This is a genomic window from Pontiella sulfatireligans, assembly GCF_900890705.1.
In the GTDB taxonomy this organism is placed as follows: domain Bacteria; phylum Verrucomicrobiota; class Kiritimatiellia; order Kiritimatiellales; family Pontiellaceae; genus Pontiella; species Pontiella sulfatireligans.
Window position 1 is genome coordinate 1,375,995 of record NZ_CAAHFH010000001.1, and the last position, 24,528, is coordinate 1,400,522.

Genomic DNA, 24,528 nt, shown 5'->3' on the forward strand with positions numbered 1-24,528 from the left:
CTACTCCATTTCATCTGCCACCAGCTTCTCCATATCGCGGTCGAAGGCTTCGCCATCAAACGGAACCACAAGAATCTTACTGCCGTGTTTATCCCCGCCTTTATCCTTCCCCTTTTTCACATCGATGACCGAGAACGTAAAGTGGGTCACGTGGCCATCTTCCACAAACGCCATCGGACGCTCAATGAACGACCAGTCATTCACCGTGCCGTCGGTATACCGAAACGGCATGGCATCTTTTTTGAAGGCAACACCTCTATAAGTCCAATCGTTGATCCCATCCGCAGAGGTAAAGTGGTAGGCGGTCTTGGAAGGCCAGTTATTGTAGACAATGTGATACATCCCGCCGCTGTACCAAACGGTTGGATCCTCGTTCTTCGACTGCGGCAAATCCGGATACTTCCGGTAAACGCGATCATGCATAATCTTGTAGGGTCCGAGTATTCCGTTATCGCTGATCATGGTGCAGGTCGAGCGCGGCACAATCATGTAACGCCCGTCTGGGCGGAGGATCAGCGAAACATTCGACAGGCGCTCGCGCTCGCCTTCACCAAGCCCCAGCAGAGCCAGATTGCGGCTGAACCCGTTTTCATCCACCTGTATTTTGCCCAGTAGCTCCCATGGACCATCGGGGTTATCCGAGGTGAAGACCTCGCCATAGGTGATGCCGCTGCAGACCATCGCGTAGCGTCCGTCGTGCATGCGCAGTCCGATGACATTATGCCCCTTCCCTTCCTGCCAGTGCGGCCAGGCGAGCCCGGTGTCTTTGTAGGGGCCCATCACGTTATCGCTGACCGAATGAACGGCTTTCGATCCTTCATGCCAGCCTTGGCTATGCGAATATTTCTGATCCCATCGGCTGGCATACAGGTGGTATTTTCCCGCATCATCTTTCACGATCCGACCATCCCAATAGACCCAGTTCTCTACATTGGAATCTTCCAGTCCATTCAGTGAATCCCTCGGAAACACCTCCGGAGTCCCGAATATCCCTTCCGAAACCAACGGCCCCTGCGGTTCCATGGGTTGAAAATAATCCATCAGGTTTTTCGCGTCGGCCTGCGCCATTGCAGCGCACACAATTCCAAATGAAATCCAGTGTGTTTTCATCATCATGCTCCTTATTCCCCTGCAACAATCTTTTGCATATCGCGGTCGAAGGCTTCGCCGTCGAACGGAACGACGACAATCTTACTGGCGTGGTTGTCGTTGGCCTTATCCTGTCCTTTTTTCACATCGATGACCGAGAAGATAAAGTGGGTGACGTGACCGGTTTCCTCGTCGACATAGGCGGTCGGACGCTCCACATAGACCCAGTCATTCACGGTGCCGTCGGTATAACGGAAGATTTTGGTTTCTTCCTTTTTGAACGCGATGCCCCGGTATTTCCAGTCATGGATGCCATCCATAGATGAAAAGTGGTACGAGGTTTTTGAAGGCCAGTGATTAACCACAATATGATACATGCCGCCGCTGTGCCAGACCGTCGGATCTTCCACATGATGAACATTCAATTCTGGGAACTGTTTCACAAAGACGCGGTCGCCCATGATCTTGTACGGGCCAAGGATGCCATCCTCACTGATCATCGGCGCGGTTGAGCGCGGAATGATCATATACCTCCCATCGGGGCGGAGCAGGACTTTCACATTGGACATGTGGCCGGTATTACCGTGCTTCGCGGCACCGGCATTATCCGCCGGATATCGGGCGAGTCCCGGATCAAACCCATTGTTATCGACTTTGATCTGGCCAAGCAGTTTAAACGGACCGTCCGGCGAATCTGAAACAAAGATTTCTCCGGGCGTTAATTCACTCGTCACAACTGCATAACGCCCGTCATGCATACGCAGTCCGACCACGTTGTGCCCGATGCCGTCCTTCCAATGCGGCCAAGTCAGCCCTTGGTCTTCATAGGGGCCCATGATGTTATCACTAACCGCATGGATTCCTTTGGACTCGTCGTGCCACCCGACACTATGCGAAACGGCATGCGTCCAGCGGCTGGCATAGATGTGGTAGCGACCATCGTCGCTTTTGACAATGCGGCCGTCCCAATAGCACCAGTTTTTGAGCGTGGGATCTTCCAGTCCGTTTTGGATGTCGCGCGGCAGCACATTGGCCGCGCCCCAGATTCCATTGGAAACCAGTTGGCCCTGCGGTTCCATGGGTTGGAAATAATCGACCAGCTGTTTTTCCGCTACCGCTGCAAGGGCAGAAAAGGCCAGCGCCATCAGCATCTTGATTGAAGTTTTTTTGTTCACAATTTGCCCCCTACTTTCGGTTTTCCGGAATAAACTTTTTCAGGCGCTTGGCTACTTCGAGATATTTCTCCGAAAAGTTGGCCGGGTACATCAGGTTGGTGATCTCGCGGGGATCGACACTGTGGTCGTACAACTCTTCCGATCCATCGTTGTAGCTGATGTAATGCCACTGATCCAACACCACACCGATCTGGTTTCCACCTGTGTTGGTGATCACTGCGGGAACATCGCGCTTTGCCCCCGGATCTTTCAGCAGCGGAACCAAACTGGTTCCATCGAGCGGTTGCGGGGCATTGAGGTCAAGCAGTTCAACGAGGGTCGGGTAGATGTCGATCATGGAAACCGCGGCGGCGACCGTGCCGCTTGCCCCTTTCGGCATTCGAATGACCATCGGCATGCTGGAAGCATTCTTCCAGACGACGGATTTTCCAAGGTGGTCTTTTTCTCCGAGATCATACCCGTGGTCGCCCATCAGGATAACGATGGTGTTGTCGGCGTATTTACTTTTAGCAAGTCCTTCCAAAAGGATGCCGACGGCGGCATCGGCATAAGATGTGGCGGCGAGATAGGCGTGGCGCAGATTAACCTGCTCTTTCGGAAAAGGTTTCAGGTATCGGTTGTACCAATGGTTGTTTTTTCCGGCCCCGCTGGGCAGATCATCGCAGTCGTCTGCGGGCAGATAAGGGAGTTCCAGCCGGTGCTTATTTTCCTCGGTGGTATACAGGTCGAAAAACTCCTGTGGAGCCAGAATCGGAATGTGTGGGCGGAATACACCGCAGGCCAGCAGGAACGGCTTTTCATCTGCCGACGGCGCGGCCTTGACCTGCGGGTCGGACTGATCCTGATTCAGCCAAGCCGCCCCGAATTCACAGGTGTTGAAATCCAGTGTATTGGACGGTTCAACATCAATCGGGCCGTAGACCCAGGTTCCCTTGAGTGCTTTACGATCTTTGGGATCAACCCCCTCGGGGCCGGTGGTGTTGTAGACCCAACGAGGCAATCCGTCTTTATCGTGGAATTGTTCGTCAAAATTCGGGCCAAAGAACTGTCCGCCGTCAACAATCGGCTGATAGGTCCAGGAAATGGAATCTGACTCATCCTTTTGTTTGGATTTCTTCGGATTGAGCTTCTTTACTCGACCGTGAAAAATCTTCCCGGCGGCAATGGTGTTGTAACCGTTGGCCTTCATCAGCTGCGGCCATGTTGTCAGGTCCTTCGCCGGTGAAGTTGAGCGAAAGTGATTTACGTTGCTGTAAACGCCGGTTTTTTCAGGGCGCTGGCCGGTCATGAGTGAAACCCGAGATGGGTTGCAGGACGGACAGGCTGAATAGGCATTGTTGAATTTAATGCCTGACGCAGCCAATTGGTCGATGTTGGGCGTAATCGCCGGGCCGTCAAAACATCCAACCTGCCGGTTGAGATCATCGATCATAATCAGCAGAATATTTGGATTTTCGGCAACAGCACTCAGAGCGATGAAACATGCTGCGAAGCCGCTTTGGAGTGCGCTGACTCGACAGCGCTTTAAAAGTTGCCGTACTGAATTTAAAAGCGGCGTTGAGCCGCCGCACTCCAAAGTGATTCTCTCAAACACAACCACATCCTTCATTTAATTTCCCTTCTGTTCGGCATGGACGATCGCCTGCATATCGCGATCAAAGGCTTCGCCATCGAATGGAACCACAACGATCTTGCTCGCATGGTTATCGTTGGCGCGATCCTTCCCTTTACCCACATCAATCACGGAAAAGATGAAGTGGGTAACATGGCCGGTTTTCGGATCTACATAGGCGGCCGGGCGCTCAATGTACTGCCAGTCATTGATGGTTCCGTCGGTGTATTTAAATATTTTGGTTTCCTCTTTTTTGAAGGCAATGCCACGATATTTCCAATCGGTGAGCCCATCTTCAGACGAAAAGTGGTGTGATGTTTTGGAGGGCCAGTGGTTGTAGACAATGTGATATATCCCGTCGCTGCACCAGATGGTCGGATCTTCGTTTTTGGTCTGGGGCAGCTCGGGATACGGTTTGTAGACCCGGTCGTTCATGATCTTGTACGGGCCGAGAATGCCGTCGTCGCTGATCATGACGGCGGTGGAGCGGCCGATGAGCATATACCGTCCGTCCGGGCGAAGCAGAATGCGGACATTGGACATGCGGCCGTTCTTGTTGTAGCGCGCCAGTCCGGGTTCAAACCCGTTGGCGTCCCATTTAATCTGGCCGAGCAGCTCAAACGGGCCGTCGGGCGATTCGGCAACGAACACCTCGCCCGTGGTCACCTCGCTGGTCACTACGGCATAGCGACCATCGTGCATCCGCAGCCCGCTAACATTGTGCCCCAGACCATCCATCCACTGAGGGTAGACCAAACCATGATCCTCGTATGGCCCCATAATATGGTCACTGGACGCATGCATCCCTTTCGACCCCAGATGCCAGCCCTCGCTGTGCGACATGGTTTGGGTCCAACGGCTGGCGTAGATGTGGAAGCGGCCGTCGTCGCTTTCGACAATAGATCCATCCCAATAGCACCAGTTTTCGACCGTTGAATCTTCCAAACCGTTGTTGATATCGCGGGGGAGCACATTGGCGTCGCCCCAGATACCCTCGGAAACCATCGGCCCCTGCGGCTCCATCGGCAGGAAATAATCAACCAGATTAATAGCCTTAATATTCAGAGCGCTGGCAGCTATCATTAGAACTATTTTTAAACACGTCTTCATATCCGCTTCCTTTATTTCAAACCATTACAGGCTGCACCGCCTATACGGAACAGTTCATCAACTATTTTTCCCTCGTGAATCAGGGCAAAGGAACGGCAAGGCGGAAATACAGTGCATCATCCTCTCGCTCCAGTGTGCGCTCAACAGTGATAAATCCGGGTTCATCGTACTGTTCGGCGATCGCACCGAAGTTGGTGTTCCAAACTCCGGAGACGAGATTGGTGCTCCATTCCGCTCTGTAGGGATAGGCAGGATCAACCGGATGACGGGCACGATGCGTAAAACCGGGCCAGCTGTTGGGTCCATTGAATTCAATACCGGTTTCGATCACTGAATTACCATTGGTCGGATCGCTGCCGAAAATGTATTCGTTCAGATCCAAAATACCATCCTCATCCTCGTCACCTCTTTGATCCGGATTGAGGCCGTAAACCTCCGCATAGCGCGTCCAGCCAGACAGCAGTCGGTTATATTCCGTGATCCGATCCGGATCCACATCTTCCGGATGAGCATCCATGTAATCCTTAATCCCTTGGGCCAGCTTGCGCACGACGCCTTCATACTGGGCATGATCGATATAGTTCGTAAATTCCTTCGGGTCGCGCTCGAGATCGAACAACCAAGAGGCGTTATTAGCGGCGGCATCAAGCACCAGCTTATAGCGGGAATCGGTCGAGGCCATCCAACCCTGACTCTGCACCGTGGGCTCATTCCTCTCTTTGGAAGCGGCCGGAGCGAACAACGACGTCAAATCGCGGCCGTGCGTTTCTGGAATTCGGCTCACGTCGAGCAGGCTGAGGAACGTCTCCATCCAGTCCGTGTTATTTCCAGACTGCTCAACGATCATTCCACGAGGAACCAGCGGGTAGTTGTTGGTTACCGCTGAAAGCAGCTGACTTCCGTCCACTATAATACAGGGGATGCGCATCGACATATCCCACGGCGTCCCTTTATTTACGCGCTGATGTTCCCCAAATAAATCGCCGTGGTCGGCGCTGAACATAAGGATGGTATCCTGCAGCAAGCCCTCATCATCAAGGTGTTGAATTAATCTTCCGATATTGTCGTCGATGCATTTAACCATGCCGAAATACTGAGCAATGCCATCCTGAATCGTGTAGCTGCCGGAAGCGCCAGGATTGTACAAATCCTCGGCCTTATCGTCGGCCACCATCCATGAATCCGGGTTATCAAGATAAGGCGAGTATGGATCGGCCGGATTATAATTAGGATTATTCCAAGTGCGCGGAAGCTGGAAGTCCATATGGGTATACATACTGGCATAAGGCTCCCGAACCGAATCTGCCGTATGTGGATCAGGAATACTCAGCACGTGAAAGAATGAGCCGAAGGTATTGCTGACCGTATTATACGCCCCGCTATTAAAATCGCTGACAAAATCAATCGTCCGGTCAGTCAACCAGTCCGTCGCGAATTTTACATTTGTTGTGATGCCGTCGGTGTAAAGAGGCTGTCCCCACGCATCGGTGGCGCCAGTGACGGCAATGGTATTATTATTGGCCAGATAGGGATCTCCATTGGCCGTGGCCACATTCGTTCCGTTCGCGGTGGCGGGTAGCCCGCCTTCGACGATGCCGTACCATTTGTCATGGCCGCCGTTGAACATGAATTTATTGGCCATGATGCCGTACGTATCGTTGGGATCATCTTCGGGATAAGGCTCCCACCATTTCCCGCCGGCCGCTTCTTCGAAAACCTTTCCCCCTTCACTAAGATGCCACTTCCCCACATAACCGGTAAGGTAGCCGGCGCTTTTCAGCACATCGAAAATCGTGGTCACGTCGGCGTGAAGATATTTCCCATCGCCGATGGTGTTCGAATTATTAGGGATGCCCAACGCCAATGGATATTGCCCGGAAAACATAGAGGCCCGCGAAGGCGTACAGACCGCCCTGCTCGCATGCATGCGCGTAAAGAGCGTGCCGTTATCCGCCATGGAATCCAGGTGCGGGGTCTCAACCACAAAACCATCGCCCCACATCTCCGCCATCTCCTGCGTCATCGTATCACGATAGCAACCCAACGTTCTCAGGTTATGTTCGTCGGTAATAATCCAAATCAGATTTTTCCCATTCGCAGTCGGCGGGGGAACTGGGGGTTGTGACGGTCCATCGGAAGCGACGTTAATGGTGAAATTATAATACTCAAGGTTCCAAGTGCCACTAACGCCGGTCATGGTCACCGAATGGTCGGTTCCATTCAGTTCGGCGTTGTTGTCCGCATTAGTAAATAAAACCGTCTGGTCTCCATATACAGAATATGTGTCTCCTGACTGGAAGCGTTTTACCTTTAAGTCATCGAAACCAAAACCACCATTGGTTATGGCACCTCCTCCAGACGCCGTTCCGGAGATGCCCATCAAGGACAGTGTAATTTCTTCCCCGGCTGAAAATGCCCCACCGTTGTGGTCGTATTCGCCACCACCGGCATCCCAGCTGATTGCACCATTGCCGCTTGAAATTTCGATCTGAATGGAGAACGAATCATTCGTGCCGTCCCCGTCAACATCCAGACCGGAAACCGTATAGACCGTTGAAGTATCCGATCCGCCGGCCACCACTGAACCAGAGGATATTAACCCTATATTCGTATAACCGACCTGGGTAAAATCCAGCAAAACAGCCCCGGCATTCAGGGCCAGGCACATCACAAAAATAAAATAGCAGGTTGGTTTCATCATGCGATCCGCAGGGTTTAAAGTTCCGGAGGCGTCCAGAGCGGGATGCCCTTTTCTTCCAGCTGTTTGTAGTATCGGGTGTAAAGCGGGGGCTGGTCCTCATCCCAGGAGCGGTCTTCGTTGATCATGAGCGGGAGCGTCTCGTCCCACCATTTCAGACGGGCGGCGTTCAATCGTTCCACCACCTCGGGATGTTGTTTGGAAACATCCGTGTCCTCTTTGGGATCGTTGGCGATGTCGTAGAGCTTGCCGCCGACCAGACGCCAGCGCTGCGTGCGCACTGCACAGCGGGAATCGCGTTGAGGCGCAACGCCTTTGCCCCATCGTCCGGAATGGACAAACAGCATGCGGTCGTCCCATTTTGCATCCGTATTTTCCAGCAGCGGCAGCAGGGTCCGTCCGTCCAGCTCCTGGACATCGTCTGCGAGGGTTGCTCCGGCCAGATCGCAGAACGTTTTATAGAGGTCGATATGCGCCACAAGGGCATTCACATCGCCTTCCCTCAAAATCCCTTTCCAGTACCAGAAACAAGGAACGTGCGTACCGCCTTCGCCGGGCGACCCTTTGCCCGTCTTGAAGCCGTTGTTCCATGGCGACCTTGCCTTACCGTCCCTGACCTGCGATCCATTGTCGGTGGTAAAGATAACCAGCGTGTTTTCCAACGCGCCCCACTCCTCCAGCTTTTTCATCATCAGGCCAAAGTTGTCGTCGATGTTTTCAATCATCCCGAACCGGCCCTCCACGTTCTTATCCAGATCAAGGCCGCGATCCTTCAGGCGCTTGAGATTTGCTTCAGGCGAAATCAGCGGCGAGTGCGGCGTATTCGGAACGAGATAGGTAAAGAACGGCTTCTCAGCATCGAGCTGCTGCTTCATCCATCCCAAGGCGGATGCAAAAAAGATATCGGTGCAGTAACCCTTCGATTTCACAATCGTGTCGTTGTGCAGCAGCACCGGATCATTGTAGCGCAACTTCACGTTCGGCGGAAAATCCGCGCAGCTGCCCGGATAGAGCTGTCCGATTCCGCCCGCCCCATGCGTCAACGCTTCGCTGAAGCCGCGATTGCCCGGAAGATAGGGATCCGGATCGCCCAGATGCCATTTTCCAAAGATGCCGGTCGCATAACCCGCGCGTTGCAGCGTTTGCGCAATCGTAACGGTGGTCAGCGCCATCCGCTCACGCTCCTGCACGGTATGCGTCACGCCGTTCTTGAACTCGTGGCGCCCGCTCATGATCGCCGCACGGGTTGGCGCGCAGGTCGGACTGACATGAAACTCGGTCAGCCGAAGCGATTGTTTGGAAAACCGGTCGATGTTGGGCGTCTGGAGCATCGGATGCCCCATGCACGACAGCAGCGATCCCTGGTCGTCGGTCATCACCAGAACAATATTGGGGCGCGACCCTTTTAGGGATTTTGCACCGACGGCAACTGCAAGCATCAAAACCAAAGCGCTTAATACAATCCGTTTCATACCTGTTTATCCTTTTCTCTCGCTACAGCCCGTGCGCGGGACTTAGCCATTGATAATGGCATCCAGTTTTGCCACATCCGTTTGATTCCCTGCTTCGCAGGTTTCCACAAATCGTTTCAGTTCCTTGGCCATCCGCCTAGCGACATCCGCGTATTCCGAGTTCTCCATATAGTTGGTCAACTCATCAGGATCCGCCTCAATATCCATGAGCCAGGGCTGATTCTTGCCGGAAAGAACCAGTTTGTAGCGCTTATCGATGGCGGCAATATAGCCGAGCTTCGAGAAGGTTACATCGTTCCAGTCGGCCGGCGGTGTTTTAGCCAGCAACGGGGCAACATCGCGTCCGGCCACGGGCGGACAAGGCACCTCCAACAGACTCAGGAAGGTCGGCATCCAGTCCGTTGTGTTGCACGCTTCCCGAACAACCTTGCCACGCGGAACACGCGGATTCTTCAGGTCTTTGCCATGCGCAATCACAAACGGAACTTTCGCGGACGTTTCGTGAATCGTGCCTTTATTCATACGTGCATGTTCATACATCAGATCGCCATGATCGGCACAAAAGACAACAATCGTGTTTTCCAGAATACCTTCGTCGTCGAGTTTGCTGAGTATGCGGCCGACATTATCATCGATGCATTTAACCATGCCAAAATAATGGGTCAAATGCGCCGCCAGCTCATCCGGCTTCGCTTTGCCGTCCGGCCGTTGCCAACTCGGCAGATCCTTTGACCGCGCCACATCGAACGTGCGCGGAAATTCAAACTTCATATCCTTGTACATGCTGATGTACGGCTCGCGCACGATGTCCGGGGTGTGCGGATCCGGGATAGAGCAAACATAGTAGAATGGCTTATCCTTGTTCTCTTCGATAAACTCGATGGCGCGGTCGGCAAGCCAATCCGTAGTAAATTTCACTTCACTGCATTTACTGTCCTTAAAAATCGGCTGACCGGCGGCATCGGTTCCGGCCGGCTGCGGATTCTTGAGCTTGGAACGATACGGTGCGCCGGATTTATCGATCCCCTTGTATTTATCGTGTCCGCCATTGAACATGAATTTATTGTCGGTAAAGCCGTAGTTGTAGCCCGGAGCATCAACAGGATAAGGTTGCCAGAATTCTTCCTTCTCGGTGTTTTCTGCCAGATGCAGTTTGCCGGAATAGCCCGTCATATAGCCGGCGTTTTTCAGGGTCTTCGCGATCGTGGGAACATCGGCATGCAGATATTTTCCATCGCCTGGTTTGGACGAGTTATTCGGCATGCCCAGCTGATGGCCGTACATCCCGGTAAACATCGAAGCCCGCGCCGGCGTACAGACCGCTGCGCTGGCATACATGCGGTTAAACAGCGTTCCGCGTTTTGCAATGGAGTCGATGTGCGGTGTTTCAACCACGTTACTAGGGCCCCACATCTCCGCCTGCTCTCTGCTCAGCTGTTCGCGATAGCATCCGAGTGTCCGGAAGTTATGCTCGTCCGTGACGATGAAAAGCAGATTCGGCCGGTTGCTTTTTTTGGCGAGGGTTTTACCGGAGAGCGCCATCGCGCTACCGGCGGTGATGAGTTGATTAAAGTTTCTTCGTTTCATGATTTGCTCCTATCCTTTGCGAACATACACATAGTACGCATTAGTCATCCGTTTATCATTCTTGTCGTAAAATACTGCATCGATTGTCACGACGCCCTTCGGCAATTCCACATCGAAGATTAACGCTTTATCCTCGGGACCCACCGCTCTCTTTTCATAAAATTCACCGGCCTTGAGAGAAACCGATCCAATGGGAAGCGCGGTAATCTTTCCCGACGTGAGAAAGGTGGTCTTCGGGCCCCGGGTTGACCATGCATCGACCGTTTTATTTACTTTCGGCACGCCGTCGAACGGAGCTTCAGCCTCCTTCGGCCAGCGGCGGACTTCGATCTCGTAGATTCCCGCAACGGCGGCCTCGATATGCCAGATGCCTTTCGCTTCACGGCCTTCAGCACAATACCCATGCGCGTAGCCATCTCCGTCGCGCAATTCGGAAATGCCCAGCAGCAGTTCTTCATCATACGGTGTGCCGGCAATCGGCGTCGGGAAGCTTCGATCATCCGGCGTGACGCGTTTCCAATACGCCTCAAAATCCTTGAGCAGCTTTTCCACCACTTCCGGATGCTCCTTGGCAACGTTTGTCTTCTGGGCAGGATCTTTTGAAATATCGTACAGCTTGCTGTGACCCAGCAACCGCCACGATCCGTTCATGATCGCATTGTACTTGCGGTTATATTCGAGCTGGCGCTGCTTTTCAACCACCAGCGTGCGGTTCTGCCAGTCGGGTGTTTTGCCATGGAACAACGGAACCAGACTCTTGCCATCAAGATCCATCGGCTCAGGCGACTGCATGCCGCACAGCTCCATCAGCGTCGGGAGCACATCGATGTGCGCGGTCAGATTTGAAATATCCCGGGGTGCGCCCAGTTTCCCGGCCGGCCAATGGATGAAACACGGAACGCGGTGGCCGCCCTCGTTGGTACTGCCCTTATGCCCGGACATGCCGGCATTGAACACTTCGGTGTGTGTGCTGCCGTTGTCCGTCATGAAAATCAGAATCGTGTTGTCCGCAATGCCCTTTTCTTCCAGCGTCTTTCGCAGCTGGCCGATGTTCCAATCGACACGCGCAATCGACGCATAAAACGCGACAAGCTCCTTCTCAAGCCCCATGGCCAGATATTTCTCATGGAAGTCGGGAGCAGGGAAGCTATACGGCTTGTGCGGCACATAGGTCGGCAGATAGATAAAGAACGGCTTTTCGCCTTTGTGCTTTTTTACGTATTCCCCGGCTTCGCGGTAAAAGACGTCCGGGTTGAATCCTTCGCGGTATTCCCGCTCGCCGTTGTGCCAATACATGTCGTTCACGCGGTCGTTCCAGAACCAGCAGTCGGAGGTGTTCGGCCCGCCGTCGCCCAACCCCAGCCATTCATCAAAACCACGATCCATCGGTCGGTAGGGATAGTTGGCGCCCAGATGCCACTTGCCGAACATCGCGGTGTCGTAGCCGTTATGCTTAAAGACATCCGCCATAGTGATTTCACCTTCGCGCAAATGGTTTCCGCCACGAACCGTATGCCACACGCGGGCGCGGTGCGAAAACTTGCCGGACATCAGCGCCCCGCGCGTCGGCGCGCAGGTCGGATCCACATGGAAATCGGTCAACCGGATCGACTGGCTGTGGAGCCGGTCCATTTCCGGAGTCTGAATAACCGGGTTGCCATGCGCGGCAATATCGCCGTAGCCCTGGTCGTCGGTCACCATCAGAATCACATTCGGGCGCTTTGCCGCATAAGCTGCGGATACACATAAAACCAATACCAATGCCAATCGATTCATCATCACTTCCTCAATTCATGCAATGCACTAACAATACCCGCATAGCTGGTCGCTGATACCGACATATGCGCAAAAAACATATCTTATTTGGCCACTTCTAATGCATGGGAAACTATCGCGGCTGTTTTCCAATCCTTGGAGATGAATAACCCTGCTCACGGATCTTTTTCAGGAGGGCTTTCAGTTCTTGAACCTTTTCCGGGTGTTGCGCTGAAACATTGTTCCGCTGACCAATGTCGGATTTTAGATTGTATAATTCGTCCACCGATTTTTCGGGGGTGGGATATCCATGTTTTTTATACCAGTCCGGTTTGGCCCGCTCGCGGATCTGCGTGGTGACATGATCCACATTCACCAGAATCCAATCGCCCTGTCGGATCGCCCATTGATCATCGCGGGTGTTATGAATGCTAATGTCGCGCAGTTTGCCGGTTTCACCCTTCCAAACCGGCAGCATATTAAACGAGTCTTCCGCCTGATCATCGGGCAGCTCATACCCGGTCACAGCAGCAAAGGTCGACATTAGATCCACCTGGTTCACCAAGGCATCGGAAACCGAACCCGGTTTGACCACACCCGGCCAGCGCACAACAAATGGCAGGCGGTGTCCGCCTTCATAGATGTCGCGTTTCAGCCCGCGCAACGGGCCGGAGACCCAATGGTCATATGCCACATCCACTTTATAGCCGAGCGATTCGGTCCCGTTGTCGGTGGAGAAAACCACGATGGTATTATCGGCCTGCCCGGATTTTTCCAATGCCTGGAGAATTTCGCCGCAAACATAGTCCGTTTCATAAACGTAGTCCCCGTGAGGCCCGGCCTGATTCTTCCCTTGGAATGCCGCATGTGGAATAACGGGTGCGTGGGGTGATGGAAAGGCAAAGTAGAGGAAGAACGGATTGTCGCTCTTTGCCTGTTTATTGATAAACTCAATGGCTTTGTCGCGCGTCTTTGGAATGTTGTCCCAAGGATTGTATCCCGGCGCCATCGGCCCCGCCCGCGATCCGAACTTCCCACCGCCCGGAGGGGCTTCCCATTTGGTGTCATCGTACATCTCGGAGGGCATTTCCAGAATCCGGTCATTTTCAATCCAGGTATACGGTGCATAGTTGATGACATCGTCCCCGAAATAATAATCAAACCCATGGGCGGTTGGCCCATTGGGAACCGGCTTGGTCCAGTCATAGGCTTCGGGGTTCTTTGCTTTGCCATACGGGGTGTTGATCCGAAGCTTGGAATTGATGGCAATCGCTTCCCAGTTCCAGCCGAGATGCCACTTTCCGATTGCCCCGGTTGCATACCCTTTTTCCTTCAGCATTTCCGGCAAGGTCAGACGCTCCGGAGAAAAGCGGCTGTCTTCGAACGCATTCACAATGCCAAAAAACTTTCGCCAGTGGTGCCGACCGGTCAGCATCGCATAGCGGCTCGGCGAACAGTTGGCCGAAGAGGAATGCCCATCCGTGAAGCGCATGCCTTCGGAAGCCAGATGATCTAGAACCGGCGTCTGTACCTTTGAGTCCTTCCCCACATTAGCCGAAAAGTCGCCGTAGCCCATATCGTCCGCATAGAGAATCAGAATGTTCGGCATCTCTGCCGCATGAACCGAACCTGCGGAAATTAATGCAATGGTGCAAAGGGCATAAAACATCGCAAAGGAGTGATTTCCTTTGCGAACCTCAGCGGACGCGAGGCCTTTGCGTTTAAAAGCATATGGATCAGATGAAATCATTTGGTCTCCTTCTTCTTTTTGCCCTTCGACTTCATCTCTTTGCGCATCGGCTTCGATGTGGCGTAGGCCGCCGAAACTTCGATGGCCTTCGCGCGTTGCTCAGGACCATAGTCCCAAAACTCGTCGATCACCGCGTTATACTGGTTTTTCTCGGCTGAATATTCCCCGAGCTCGGTGCGGCGGTTCTTTAACTCAACCTTCAGTTTTGCGATCACGTCCTTGTATTCCGGATTATCAACCTGATTGTTCATTTCGCTCGGATCGCTTTTAAGATCGTAGAACTCCCAGGCGGGCGGGGTTTCCGGCACCTTTGACTTGGAAACGCAACCATAGTAGAGGATCAGTTTGTAGCGCTTGTCGCGAAGCGCAATGCAGGCCGGATTAAAGTGGGCCGACATATGCATCCAGTAGTGGTAGTAGGCCGACTGTTTCCAGCCATCCGGCTCCTGTCCGGTCTCGAGAATGGACTTAAAGCTTTTGCCCTGCATGTAGTCCGGGGTTGGAACGCCGGCAAAATCGAGCATGGTCGGAGCATAGTCGATGTTTTCAACGATGGCGTCGGAACGTCCTGTTTTTACAGCCGTTGGAAACCGAACGATAAACGGCATGCGCATCGATTCATCATAAGGCCAGCGCTTATCGATATAGTCATGCTCGCCGAGATAGAAACCCTGGTCGCCCGTGTACATGATTACTGTGTTTTCATATAGGCCCTCGGCTTTCAGATAATCAATCACCCGCTTAAGGTTGTCATCCACCCCTTTGACGCAGCGCAGATATTTTTTCATGTAGGTCTGGTACGCGATTTTTGTTGCGGCCTCGACCGTGAGGCTTGGATCCTTTTTCATAATCGACATGCAATAGTTGCGCTCGCGGTGGCGCGGGCTAACCGAGGAGCCGATATAGGTCAGCAGCTCGTCATTATGGCCGCGCGTGGCGATCGAACCGTGGTTCCCCAGTTCAAACAGATTTTCGGGCTCTGGAATTTCGACACCCGCCAGATAGGATTCATAGCGCGGTGCATAGTCGAACCCACCGTGCGGCGCTTTAAAGTGCAACTTCAGAAAAAACGGTTTGTCCGGATTGCGCATGGTTTTGAACCAGTCCAGTGCCGAATCGGCAATACAGTCCGAGGAGTGCCCCTTCATCTGCACGGCATCGTGCATGATGCCTTTGTTGCCGGTAAAAGTACCCGTGGCTCCCGTCTCGGCAAAGATGGGGTCAAAGTAGGCACCTTGACCGGGCAGCACTTTCCAATAGTCGAACGCTTCCGGCCGTGCACCCAGATGCCATTTGCCGATCACGGCTGTGTCATATCCGGCCTTCTTCATTTCAATCGCCAGGTACTGCTTTTCCTTTTCCAACCGGCGTCCCAGCGTTTCGCACCCGTTCACCGCGCTGCTCTGCCCCGTCATGATCGACGCACGGCTCGGCGTGCAGATCGCGTTCTGACAAAATGCATTATCCATCACCATGCCTTCTTTAGCCAGCGAGTCGATGGTCGGGGTCGGGTCCAGCCCGGCCAGTCGGCCGCCATAGACGCCAATGGCCTGCGAGGTATGATCGTCCGACATTACAAAAAGGATATTGGGCTGTTCCGCTGCATACAATGAGGAGCCTATAAACAGCAGTGGAATAAATTTCAGTAGTTTCATTACGCGTCCTTTTTCTTTTTCTTCGTCTTTTTAGGCTTCTTTTCAGCGACCGACTTTTTCAGCCCGTCGAGTACAGGCTTCAACTCTTCGAAGATCATGCGCTCCTTCTCGGTCATGTTCGCGAAATCGAGATCTTCCGACTCATAGTGCCCATTGTATTTCTGGAAGATGTACTGGCTATTCCCTTTATCAGGAAGAATTCCATAGTTCAGGTTACGCACCCATGTGGTTCTGTACTTAAGGCAGACATATTTTTTATGCCGCTCGCCTTTCCCGAACATGACGGGCGTCAGGCTCTGGCCGTCGCCCGGATAATTCTTGGGCAAAGCTGCTCCGGCAAGATCGCATAGGGTGGGAAGAATGTCTGAAAATTCAACCAACTCGGTTTTATCAACCCGGGGTTGTAGAACGCCCGGCCAGCTCATCACCATTGTCACGCGCGTGCCTTCATCCACAGTTTCACTCTTGCGCCCCACCACCTCACGATCATTCCATTGGGTGATGATCGGCTTATCGGTGCCGTTGTCGCCCGCGATAATGACCAGCGTATTCTCACGCACACCAGCGCGATCCAGCGCATCCGCAATCCGGCCCACCAACTTGTCCATATACTGAACCATATCCTTGAAGTGCCGCTTTTGATCCGTCTCGTCGCCGGGCCCTTTGTTGGTGGTCGATCCCATATATTTCGGATCCCAGTCATCTGAATCCGGCGTCGCATCAAACGGCCAGTGCGTAAGGATCATCGGGTAGTAGGCGAAGAAAGGTTTATCTTTGTTGGTTTCAATAAAGCTGCAGATAAAGTCCGCGCAGATATCCGGGCCATATTCGCCGTTCAGATAATCAACCTCTTTGCCGTTGATCTCCAGCTGCGGATTCGCGTAGCGCGTATCAAACCCGCCCTTCCGCTTCCGCCCGCGCGTATGCTGCCATAGGCAAGCTTCATCAAAACCGAAATGCTGCGGGGAATCGACCTCGCTACCCAGCTGCCATTTTCCGGCAATTGCCGTGGCATACCCCGCCTCTTTCAACAAATGGGCAAACGTGGTCTGAGAGCGATCGAGTTTTCCAAAACTCACGTAGTTCCGTGCATTGTAAATTCCCGTCATGATCTTGACCCGCGACGGCGTGCAAATGGGATTGGCAAAACACTGTTCGAAACGAAGTCCCTCGGCCGCCAAGTCATCGATCACCGGAGTCAAATAATCCTCGCTGCCATTGGCCCCGACACATTCGTACCCCATATCATCGGCCATAATCAGCACGATGTTCGGTTTTTTTGCCAACGACACGGAGACCACTCCGCAGAGCGCTATCGCACAGATTATTTTTCCTTTTAAATTCACACCATGCTCCTTATTTGGACTGCTTTTTCTTTTTACGTTTGGCTTTGGGCGCCTCGTCTTTAACCTTGGCGTTTTCCCCGCTCATGTAGACGCGAAGCGAGGCCAGCTGCGGCCAGGTTGCGGTCGCCACATCGGTAGGCAGGTTCGGCCCGGGCGTGCTGCGTCCGTTTTCAACAAATGCTGTCAGTTCTTTCTTCATCGATTCCACGGTCTCCGGATGCTGCGAGGCAACGTTCGTAGATTCGGTTACGTCGTTGTCCATGTCGAACAGCATCTGCTTCACATCATGGTTGGCAATCGGCTGATCCTTGGGGTTAACGCGCGGTGAAGGGCCACCATCATCCAGCACAAGCTTCCACCTGCCTCGGCGCAGGGCGAATGTGCCTTTGTCCGAATGGTGCACAAGCGCCCGGGTTTCAACCCCAGGAATCAATTCGCCCTTCAACGCCGGCAAAAAACTCGCGCTGTCTTCGCCCGCGTTTCCAGCCATTGGAACTTCGCAGAGTTCCGCACAGGTGGCCATCAAGTCCACGGTACCGATGGCCGCATCGCAGACCGATGCTGCCTTCACGGTTTTCGGCCAACGAACGAGGAATGGAACGCGGTGGCCGCCTTCCCATATGTTTCCTTTGCACCCGCGGTAGATCCCGCTGGAAAAATGTCCTTTCTCCTGCATTTCCGCATTGCCCACTTTATGTGCAACGCCGTTGTCGGACGTAAAGATCACGATGGTGTTATTGGCCAGCTTCAGTTCATCAAGCGTCTTCAGAACTTCGCCCACGGCCCAATCGGTTTCCATCACAAAATCACCGTGCAGGCTCAGCCCGCTTTTTCCTCTGAACTCATCGCGCGGAATAAGCGGATAGTGCGGCGAGTTGAGTGGCATGTATGCAAAGAAAGGTTTATCGGCATGCTGCCTGATCCAGTCGCAGGTTTTTTCTGTAAACGTGGAGAGCACCTGATCCTGCTCAAACTCCTTGGCCACCCATCCGGTTGACCCGTCGATGCCGCGAGCAACGAGAGCAGCCTTGTCCTGAAAACGCTCGAGGGTGCCCTGAATTTGGCGCCCTTCAATAAAAGCGTGCGGCGAAAGGTTAAACGAACAGGACATGCCGAAATAATAATCGAATCCCAAATCCAACGGTCCGTTTTGGATCGGCCCGAAAAGATCCGTGGCCTTGCCTTGGGTCGCCTCTCTGTCTTTTGGATTCCAATCCATGCCCAGATGCCACTTGCCGACACACGCGGTCGCATAGCCCTGTTTTTTCAGAAAACTTGCCACCGTTTCCCGGGTAGGTTCAATCAAGTGCTTCGACATGCCGCGCAGCACGCCCGCCTTGGACTCCGAACGCCAGCAATAGCGTCCGGTGAGAATGGCATAGCGGGATGGTGTGCAAACGCCGTCGGCGGTATGTACATCGGTAAACTTCATTCCCTCGCTTGCCAGGCGATCGATGTTCGGGGTCAGGATTTTACTGTCTGGATTGTACACCTGCACATCGCCGATACCCAAATCGTCGGCCAAAATATAAACAATATTTGGCTTGGAAGCACTTGAGGCGACAGTTGCGAAAAGCGCCGCACTCAAAACAACCATTCCCACCGTGCTTCCACTTCGCATCTGCATCCTTGTCCCTTTTGTTGCCCGCCATACTAAATTTCGGGAGGCATCCATTCCGGAATCGTTCCGGTTTTTTTGATCTGCTCATTATAGAGCGTGACCATCGGAGGTTCTTTGTCCCACGTATTGTTCTGGTTGATCATCAGCGGCACCACATCTTCCCACCAATCGGCATGAACCTTGGAGAGGCGTTCAACGATTTCCGGATATTCCGCAGCCACATTGTGATCTTGGAACGGATCGTTTTCGATGTCGTAAAGCTCTTTGCCGACCAGACGCCAGCGTTGCGTCCGAACGGCCCACTTGCGGTCACGTGCGGCGTCAATATCTTTGCCAATCCCGGCGGTATGGGTAATCAGCATGCGATCCGGCCACTCGGCATCCGGATTCTCCAGCAGTGGCACCAATGAACGGCCTTCGAGTTTCTGTCCAACCTTGCTGTAGTCCGCACCGGCGAGATCACAGAAGGTTTTATACAGATCGATGTGCGCCGTCAGCGCCTTCACGTCTTTACCTTCCGGAAGGACGCCCTTCCACTGCCAGAAGGCGGGCACGTGCACGCCACCTTCATACGGAGAGCCTTTGCCCGACTTGTAACCTGCATTATATAATCGGCAATCCTCGGGCGTCTTGATCGATTTTGGTTTTTTCGACGGCTTGCCGGAATCGGGAGTCAACGGCCCTTTAAACGGCGCGCCGTTATCGGTTGTAAAAATGACCAGTGTATTATCGAGCATGCCCCACGCTTCCAGCTTTTGCATCATGATTCCGAAGTTGTCGTCAATGTTTTCGATCATCGCCAAGCGGCCGTTTGCTTTACCGTTCCGCTCCTCGAGACGTTTCATATTCTTTTTCGGCGCAATCAACGGAGCATGCGGCGTGTTAGAGGAAATATAGGCAAAGAAGGGTTTCTTCTCATTATGTTGCTCTTTCATCCAGGCCAGCGCGGCATGGAAAAAAACATCGGCGCAATAGCCTTTGGTCTTTACCACCGATTTGTTGTGCAACAGTACAGAATCAAAATAGCGGGTTTTGCGATCTTGGTTGGGCGGGAAATCGACGTTGCTTCCGCCATAATTCTGACCAATTCCTCCGGCACCGTGCGTCAGGGCCTCCGTGAATCCTCGGTTTCCGGGACGGTACGGCTCAATATCCCCCAAATGCCACTTGCCGAAGATCCCGGTTTCATAACCGGCCTGACGGAGCAGCTCCGGAAAAATGGTTGTCGTCAGCGCCAGCATTTCCTTCTCATCGGTCGTATGCGTTACCCCGCTGCCAAACTCATGGGCCCCGCTCATCAGAGCCGCACGGGTCGGTGCACAGTTCGGGCTGACATGAAATTCTTTCCAGCGCAGCGCCTTCCCGGCAAACTTATCAATATGCGGCGTGCGCAAATCCGGATGGCCACAAAACGAGAGGTTTTGCCCCTGATCGTCCGTCATCACAAAAACAATATTGGGCCGCGAACCTTTAAGCGACGCGGCCTCAACACCGGCAGCCAACACCGTTGCCATAACTATTCCTAAAATCGTCTTCATGCTCTCTCCTTAATCCAGATATTCCTGAACCACGCTGAGTTGCGACCACTCTTCGCCTTTTCTACCTATCATTTTATACGGCTGTGCTGCTCCCGACGTACTGCGTCCATTTTTGATTACACCCGCCAGTTTCATTTTAAGCTGTTCCACCACCTCCGGATGCGCCGCCGCCAGATTCACGTTTTCAACCGCATCAGTATCCATATCGAAGAGCTGAAGTGAAGCTGCGTTGATAATCGCTTCATCCTTGCGGGGATCGCCGCGGCCGGAGCCGCCAAAATCATCGAACATTACTTTCCATTTCCCGCTGCGGATCGAGAAAACGCCTTTATCAGAGTGATGAATCACGAGGCGGTTTTTTCCGCCGGGGATTTGCTCTCCCTTGAGCGCCGGGAAAAAGCTGACACTGTCTTCGCCAGCCTCATCGCCCAGTTTTGCACCACCAATTTCAGCGCAGGTGGCCAGGAAGTCGGCGGTGCAGATCAACTGATCCGAACGACTTCCCGCTTTGACCTCATCCGGCCAGCGAGCGATGAACGGTGTGCGATGTCCGCCTTCCCAGTTGGTTCCCTTCATGCCGCGATAGATCCAGCTGGAGTGGTGCCCCTTCTTCGCCATTTCTGGAAAGCCGGCCTTGGGTGACGTGCCATTGTCGGCCGTGAAGATGACAAGAGTGTTGTCGGCAATACCCAGCTCGTCGAGCGTCTTGAGCACTTCACCCACCGCCCAGTCGGTTTCCATGCAGAAATCGCCGTGCACGTTGAGGCCGCTTTTGTCCTTGAACAGACTGCTCGGAACAATCGGAGAATGTGGCGAATTGAGCGGCATATAAATGAAAAACGGGTTTCCGGCCTGCTCGCGAATCCACTCACACGTTTTTTTCGCAATATCGGGGAGCACCTGATCCTGTTTAAACTCCTTGGCAATCCATCCCGGCTTGGCCGGCTGAATGTAGCCGAGCGCATCCATGCCCTTCAGATCTTTCACATATTCCGGCGTACCCTGAAACATACGGTTTTCAATATAGGCATGCGGATCCATATTCAATGAAGCCGAGATGCCGAAATAATAATCAAAGCCGACATCCAGCGGACCATTTTGAATCGGTGCAGAAAGATCGACATTGACCGGCTTCGAAGATTTGAGCTCGTTGCCGTCGGTGCTTTGCCAGTCCATGCCCATGTGCCATTTCCCGAAACAGGCGGTATTATATCCCTGCTTCTTTAACAGCGAAGCGGCCGTTTCTCGGCCGGGTTCGATCAGGTGCGGGCTGAAGCCCTGCAGCACCTGCGACTTCAGGCGCGTACGCCAGGCATAGCGGCCGGTGATGATGCCGTAGCGGGTCGGCGTGCAAACTCCGGAACCCGTATGCGAATCCATGAACATCATGCCCTCTTTCGCCATGCGATCGAGGTGTGGCGTCGGGATTTTACTGTCCTTGTTGTAGGCCGCCACATCGCCCGGCCCCATATCATCGGCCAGAATATAAATAATATTCGGCCTATCCGCCGCAATACAACTAGAGGCCAATGCAATACTCACCAGCACTGCTTTACCCGATATATTCGTAAACATGCTTAACTCCCTCGCGCATTATGGCTTGATTCAACCCGGTCAGTTCTTTTTCGATTTAGTCTTCTTTGATTTCACCTTTTTGGTGGTCGCGGGTTTCGGAAGATTTTCTGTTGGGCCCTGGAAAAGGTAGGGTTCCCACAGTGCACGGACCTTTTCCCACTCTTTCAGCGTGCGAGTGGGATACCACGAGGGCCAGCCCACCTTGTTAAAGTCATAGTTATTGCCGTTTGCTTCAACCCACTCCGTGACGGTGGATGTCGGGCAGGTTTCCGGAAAAACATTCAGCGCGCGGAACTCATCAGAAACGCCCTGGTCCTTGATTACATGGGTACGCCAGTTTTCCAGCTCGGCCAGCAGCTCGGCCTTGACCTCGGCATAGGCGGGATCGGTTGCAACGTTGTGTACTTCGAAAGGATCCTTGCGCAGATCAAACAATTCAATCGCCGGCTTGGTTGGCGCAAAAAAGGCGGCCTGTTCCGGCGTAAGCTGCCCCTTCATGTTCATGACGTTCATCTCCGCGAGCATCGGGTATGCGCCTTCCTTATAGTTATTGAACTGGCACCAAGGACGCTCCGGCATCAAGTTGAGGATCAGCTTATAATCCTTGGAGCGGATCGCGCGCATGGAGTCGTGCGTCTGGTCCATTTTATCGCGAGCGGCAAAGACATATTGACGTTCTTTGACCTCTTTGCTAAAAAGACTTTTTCCGTGCAGCGGAACCGGCGCTTCAATCCCGGCGGCTTCGAGAATAGTGGCGCAAATATCGATCGACATTACCATGTCATCATTCACCTGCCCCGGCTTAACTTTGTCCGGCCAACGCATCATCATCGGAATCAGGATGCCGCCATCGTAGAGGAATTGCTTGCCGCGAATATGGCAACGCCCGTGGTCGCCAAGAAAAAAGACTATCGTGTTGTCGGCCAGCCCTTCGGCATCAAGCCGTTTGAGCAGCGCGCCGATTTCGCGGTCCACCAGCTGCATCTGTTCCAGACCGGTTGCCCAGTCGCGACGGATAAAGTCGGTGTCGGGATAATAAGGAGGCAGTTCGACATCCTTGATGTTGATCGGTCGAACGGGATCGCGGTGAAAGGCGCGATGGGTGCCGCCGAAGGTGACGCGGGCAAAGAAAGGCTGCCCCGGCGCACGTTCGGACCAGTCGCTCCCCATGAAGAGCTCTGCCTTTTCGCTGGGAAGAAAGTTGCAGTCGATTTTCCGGCTCAACAGGCAGGTATAGTAGCCGGCTTCCTGGAATAATTGAGGAATCGGTTTAATGCCATATGGGAGAGGCTGCTTCTCCTGTTTTTTCAGGCGGTGCTGGTTGGCTTGGATATAGTTTTGATAAAATCCGGTCATCATGGCCGAACGCGATGTGGAGCAGACCGGCGACGTCGTAAACGCCCGTTCGTAACGGATGCCCTCCGATGCGAGTTTGTCCACATTAGGCGTGTGAATGCCCTTGGTTCCGTAGCACGAAAGGTCCGGCGACCAGTCCTCGTTCATGATCCATAAGATATTGGGGCGATCCGCCTTCGGTTCTGCGGAAACCGACGACAGAACCAACATGGCCGCCAACATCGCTGCGTTGAATAAATTTCGCATATAAACCTACCTTCTTTCCTGATATAGAACCGTTTCTGCTCGTCCCCGACCGAGACCTTGAAAGCCAGCACAATAGCATTGGGCAATTTAGCCGAATCCTTCATATTCCATGTACAACCCGAAACCTGGCAACGAAACAGCGAGAGCCAATTTTTAATCCGTATTATGTATGAGCATGGATTTGACTGGACACCAAAAGCAGTTGTTTTCATCGAGACGAGGTCTCGCCTGCCAAACCTGAATTGTGATAATTATAATGTTTGAAACAGTGCAAAATAGCAGTCAGGTGAATTAATACATTTCTAGGCATCTTCCAAGAGGGACACATATATGTCAGACAGATGGGTCACGAGGCAAACTCTGCTGCAACGGGCAAAGAATCCCGACGATGCGAAGGCGTGGAATGATTTCGTGAAATACTACACGGACTTCATCCATGTGGTTCTGCACCAGATGTCGTTCCGAATCACTGAGATCGATGATGTAACCCAGGAAATCTTGGTGCGTATTTGGCAGCACCTTTCCACCTTCAACGGCGAAAAGCATAAAACCAAATTCCGTACCTGGCTGAGCGCCCTGATCCGAAACCAAGCAATCAACGCCATCAAGAAAAACCAACGCTATGAAACCAAGCGCGAAATGGCCACCAACCTTCACGAGGAAAAGCAGATCATTTCCCAGCCGGAACTCGAGAAAATCGTCCAGCTTGAGTGGGAAACCCACATTACAACCCTGGCACTGAATAACATTAAAACCTTGTTTACCGGAGTGGCCATCCGGGCCTTTGAACTTTCCCTTGCCGGCAAATCCGCCAAGGAGATCGGCGGAATTCTGGATATCAACCCAGAATCAGTACGTACCTTGAAAAACCGGGTCAAACTTCGCCTGATTAAGGAAATTGAACAATTACGGGAAGACCTTGAGTTTTAATTCGTAGACGCTG

The 24,528-nt window shown here is 53.1% G+C and carries 16 protein-coding genes; 1 reads left to right on the top strand and 15 read right to left on the bottom strand.

The annotated features are described in order from the left end of the window. From SCARR_RS04710 to SCARR_RS04780, 15 genes are all read right to left on the bottom strand, one after another. Nucleotides 1-1,116 carry a glycoside hydrolase family protein gene (locus SCARR_RS04710; RefSeq protein ID WP_136060358.1) on the bottom strand — a complete coding sequence of 372 codons (1,116 nt, stop codon included), beginning with the start codon at nt 1,114-1,116 and terminating at the stop codon, nt 1-3. A 5-nt stretch (nt 1,117-1,121) separates the two neighbouring features. Continuing rightward, complete coding sequence (locus SCARR_RS04715) at nt 1,122-2,264, bottom strand: glycoside hydrolase family protein (protein ID WP_136060359.1); 1,143 nt, start codon at nt 2,262-2,264, stop codon at nt 1,122-1,124. A gap of 10 nt (nt 2,265-2,274) precedes the next feature. Continuing rightward, nucleotides 2,275-3,873, bottom strand: a complete 1,599-nt coding sequence (locus tag SCARR_RS04720; RefSeq protein ID WP_136060360.1) for a sulfatase — start codon at nt 3,871-3,873, stop codon at nt 2,275-2,277. After that, nucleotides 3,874-4,986, bottom strand: coding sequence for a glycoside hydrolase family protein (locus SCARR_RS04725; RefSeq protein ID WP_136060361.1), 1,113 nt, complete (start codon nt 4,984-4,986; stop codon nt 3,874-3,876). Between the two features lie 79 nt (nt 4,987-5,065). Continuing rightward, nucleotides 5,066-7,687 carry a sulfatase-like hydrolase/transferase gene (locus SCARR_RS04730; protein ID WP_136060362.1) on the bottom strand — a complete coding sequence of 874 codons (2,622 nt, stop codon included), beginning with the start codon at nt 7,685-7,687 and terminating at the stop codon, nt 5,066-5,068. A gap of 14 nt (nt 7,688-7,701) precedes the next feature. After that, on the bottom strand, nt 7,702-9,156 hold the full coding sequence (locus SCARR_RS04735) for an arylsulfatase (RefSeq protein WP_136060363.1): 1,455 nt from the start codon (nt 9,154-9,156) through the stop codon (nt 7,702-7,704). Between the two features lie 42 nt (nt 9,157-9,198). Next, nucleotides 9,199-10,743, bottom strand: a complete 1,545-nt coding sequence (locus tag SCARR_RS04740; RefSeq protein ID WP_136060364.1) for a sulfatase-like hydrolase/transferase — start codon at nt 10,741-10,743, stop codon at nt 9,199-9,201. A 9-nt stretch (nt 10,744-10,752) separates the two neighbouring features. Beyond that, the gene (locus SCARR_RS04745) at nt 10,753-12,522 is read right to left on the bottom strand and encodes an arylsulfatase (RefSeq protein ID WP_136060365.1); all 1,770 of its coding nucleotides are present in this window, start codon (nt 12,520-12,522) and stop codon (nt 10,753-10,755) included. 109 nt (nt 12,523-12,631) lie between these two features. Next, nucleotides 12,632-14,248, bottom strand: a complete 1,617-nt coding sequence (locus tag SCARR_RS04750) for a sulfatase family protein (RefSeq protein ID WP_136060366.1) — start codon at nt 14,246-14,248, stop codon at nt 12,632-12,634. Beyond that, nucleotides 14,245-15,903 carry a sulfatase family protein gene (locus SCARR_RS04755; protein WP_136060367.1) on the bottom strand — a complete coding sequence of 553 codons (1,659 nt, stop codon included), beginning with the start codon at nt 15,901-15,903 and terminating at the stop codon, nt 14,245-14,247. Before SCARR_RS04755 ends, SCARR_RS04750 begins: the two co-directional genes overlap by 4 nt. Next, nucleotides 15,903-17,249 carry a sulfatase-like hydrolase/transferase gene (locus tag SCARR_RS04760; protein WP_222846175.1) on the bottom strand — a complete coding sequence of 449 codons (1,347 nt, stop codon included), beginning with the start codon at nt 17,247-17,249 and terminating at the stop codon, nt 15,903-15,905. Before SCARR_RS04760 ends, SCARR_RS04755 begins: the two co-directional genes overlap by 1 nt. 10 nt (nt 17,250-17,259) lie before the next feature. After that, nucleotides 17,260-18,876 (bottom strand): sulfatase family protein, encoded by a 1,617-nt coding sequence (locus SCARR_RS04765; RefSeq protein ID WP_168433000.1) that lies wholly within the window; start codon nt 18,874-18,876, stop codon nt 17,260-17,262. A gap of 26 nt (nt 18,877-18,902) precedes the next feature. Beyond that, complete coding sequence (locus SCARR_RS04770) at nt 18,903-20,408, bottom strand: arylsulfatase (protein ID WP_136060369.1); 1,506 nt, start codon at nt 20,406-20,408, stop codon at nt 18,903-18,905. A gap of 9 nt (nt 20,409-20,417) precedes the next feature. Then, nucleotides 20,418-21,983 carry a sulfatase family protein gene (locus SCARR_RS04775; RefSeq protein WP_136060370.1) on the bottom strand — a complete coding sequence of 522 codons (1,566 nt, stop codon included), beginning with the start codon at nt 21,981-21,983 and terminating at the stop codon, nt 20,418-20,420. A gap of 39 nt (nt 21,984-22,022) precedes the next feature. Next, complete coding sequence (locus SCARR_RS04780) at nt 22,023-23,561, bottom strand: sulfatase family protein (RefSeq protein ID WP_407984803.1); 1,539 nt, start codon at nt 23,559-23,561, stop codon at nt 22,023-22,025. Between the two features lie 354 nt (nt 23,562-23,915). Here SCARR_RS04780 and SCARR_RS04785 point away from each other — a divergent pair, with 354 nt between their 5' ends. Beyond that, a complete protein-coding gene (locus SCARR_RS04785) occupies nt 23,916-24,515 on the top strand; it encodes an RNA polymerase sigma factor (protein ID WP_136060372.1) in 600 nt (199 codons plus the stop codon). Nucleotides 24,516-24,528: the final 13 nt, after the last annotated feature.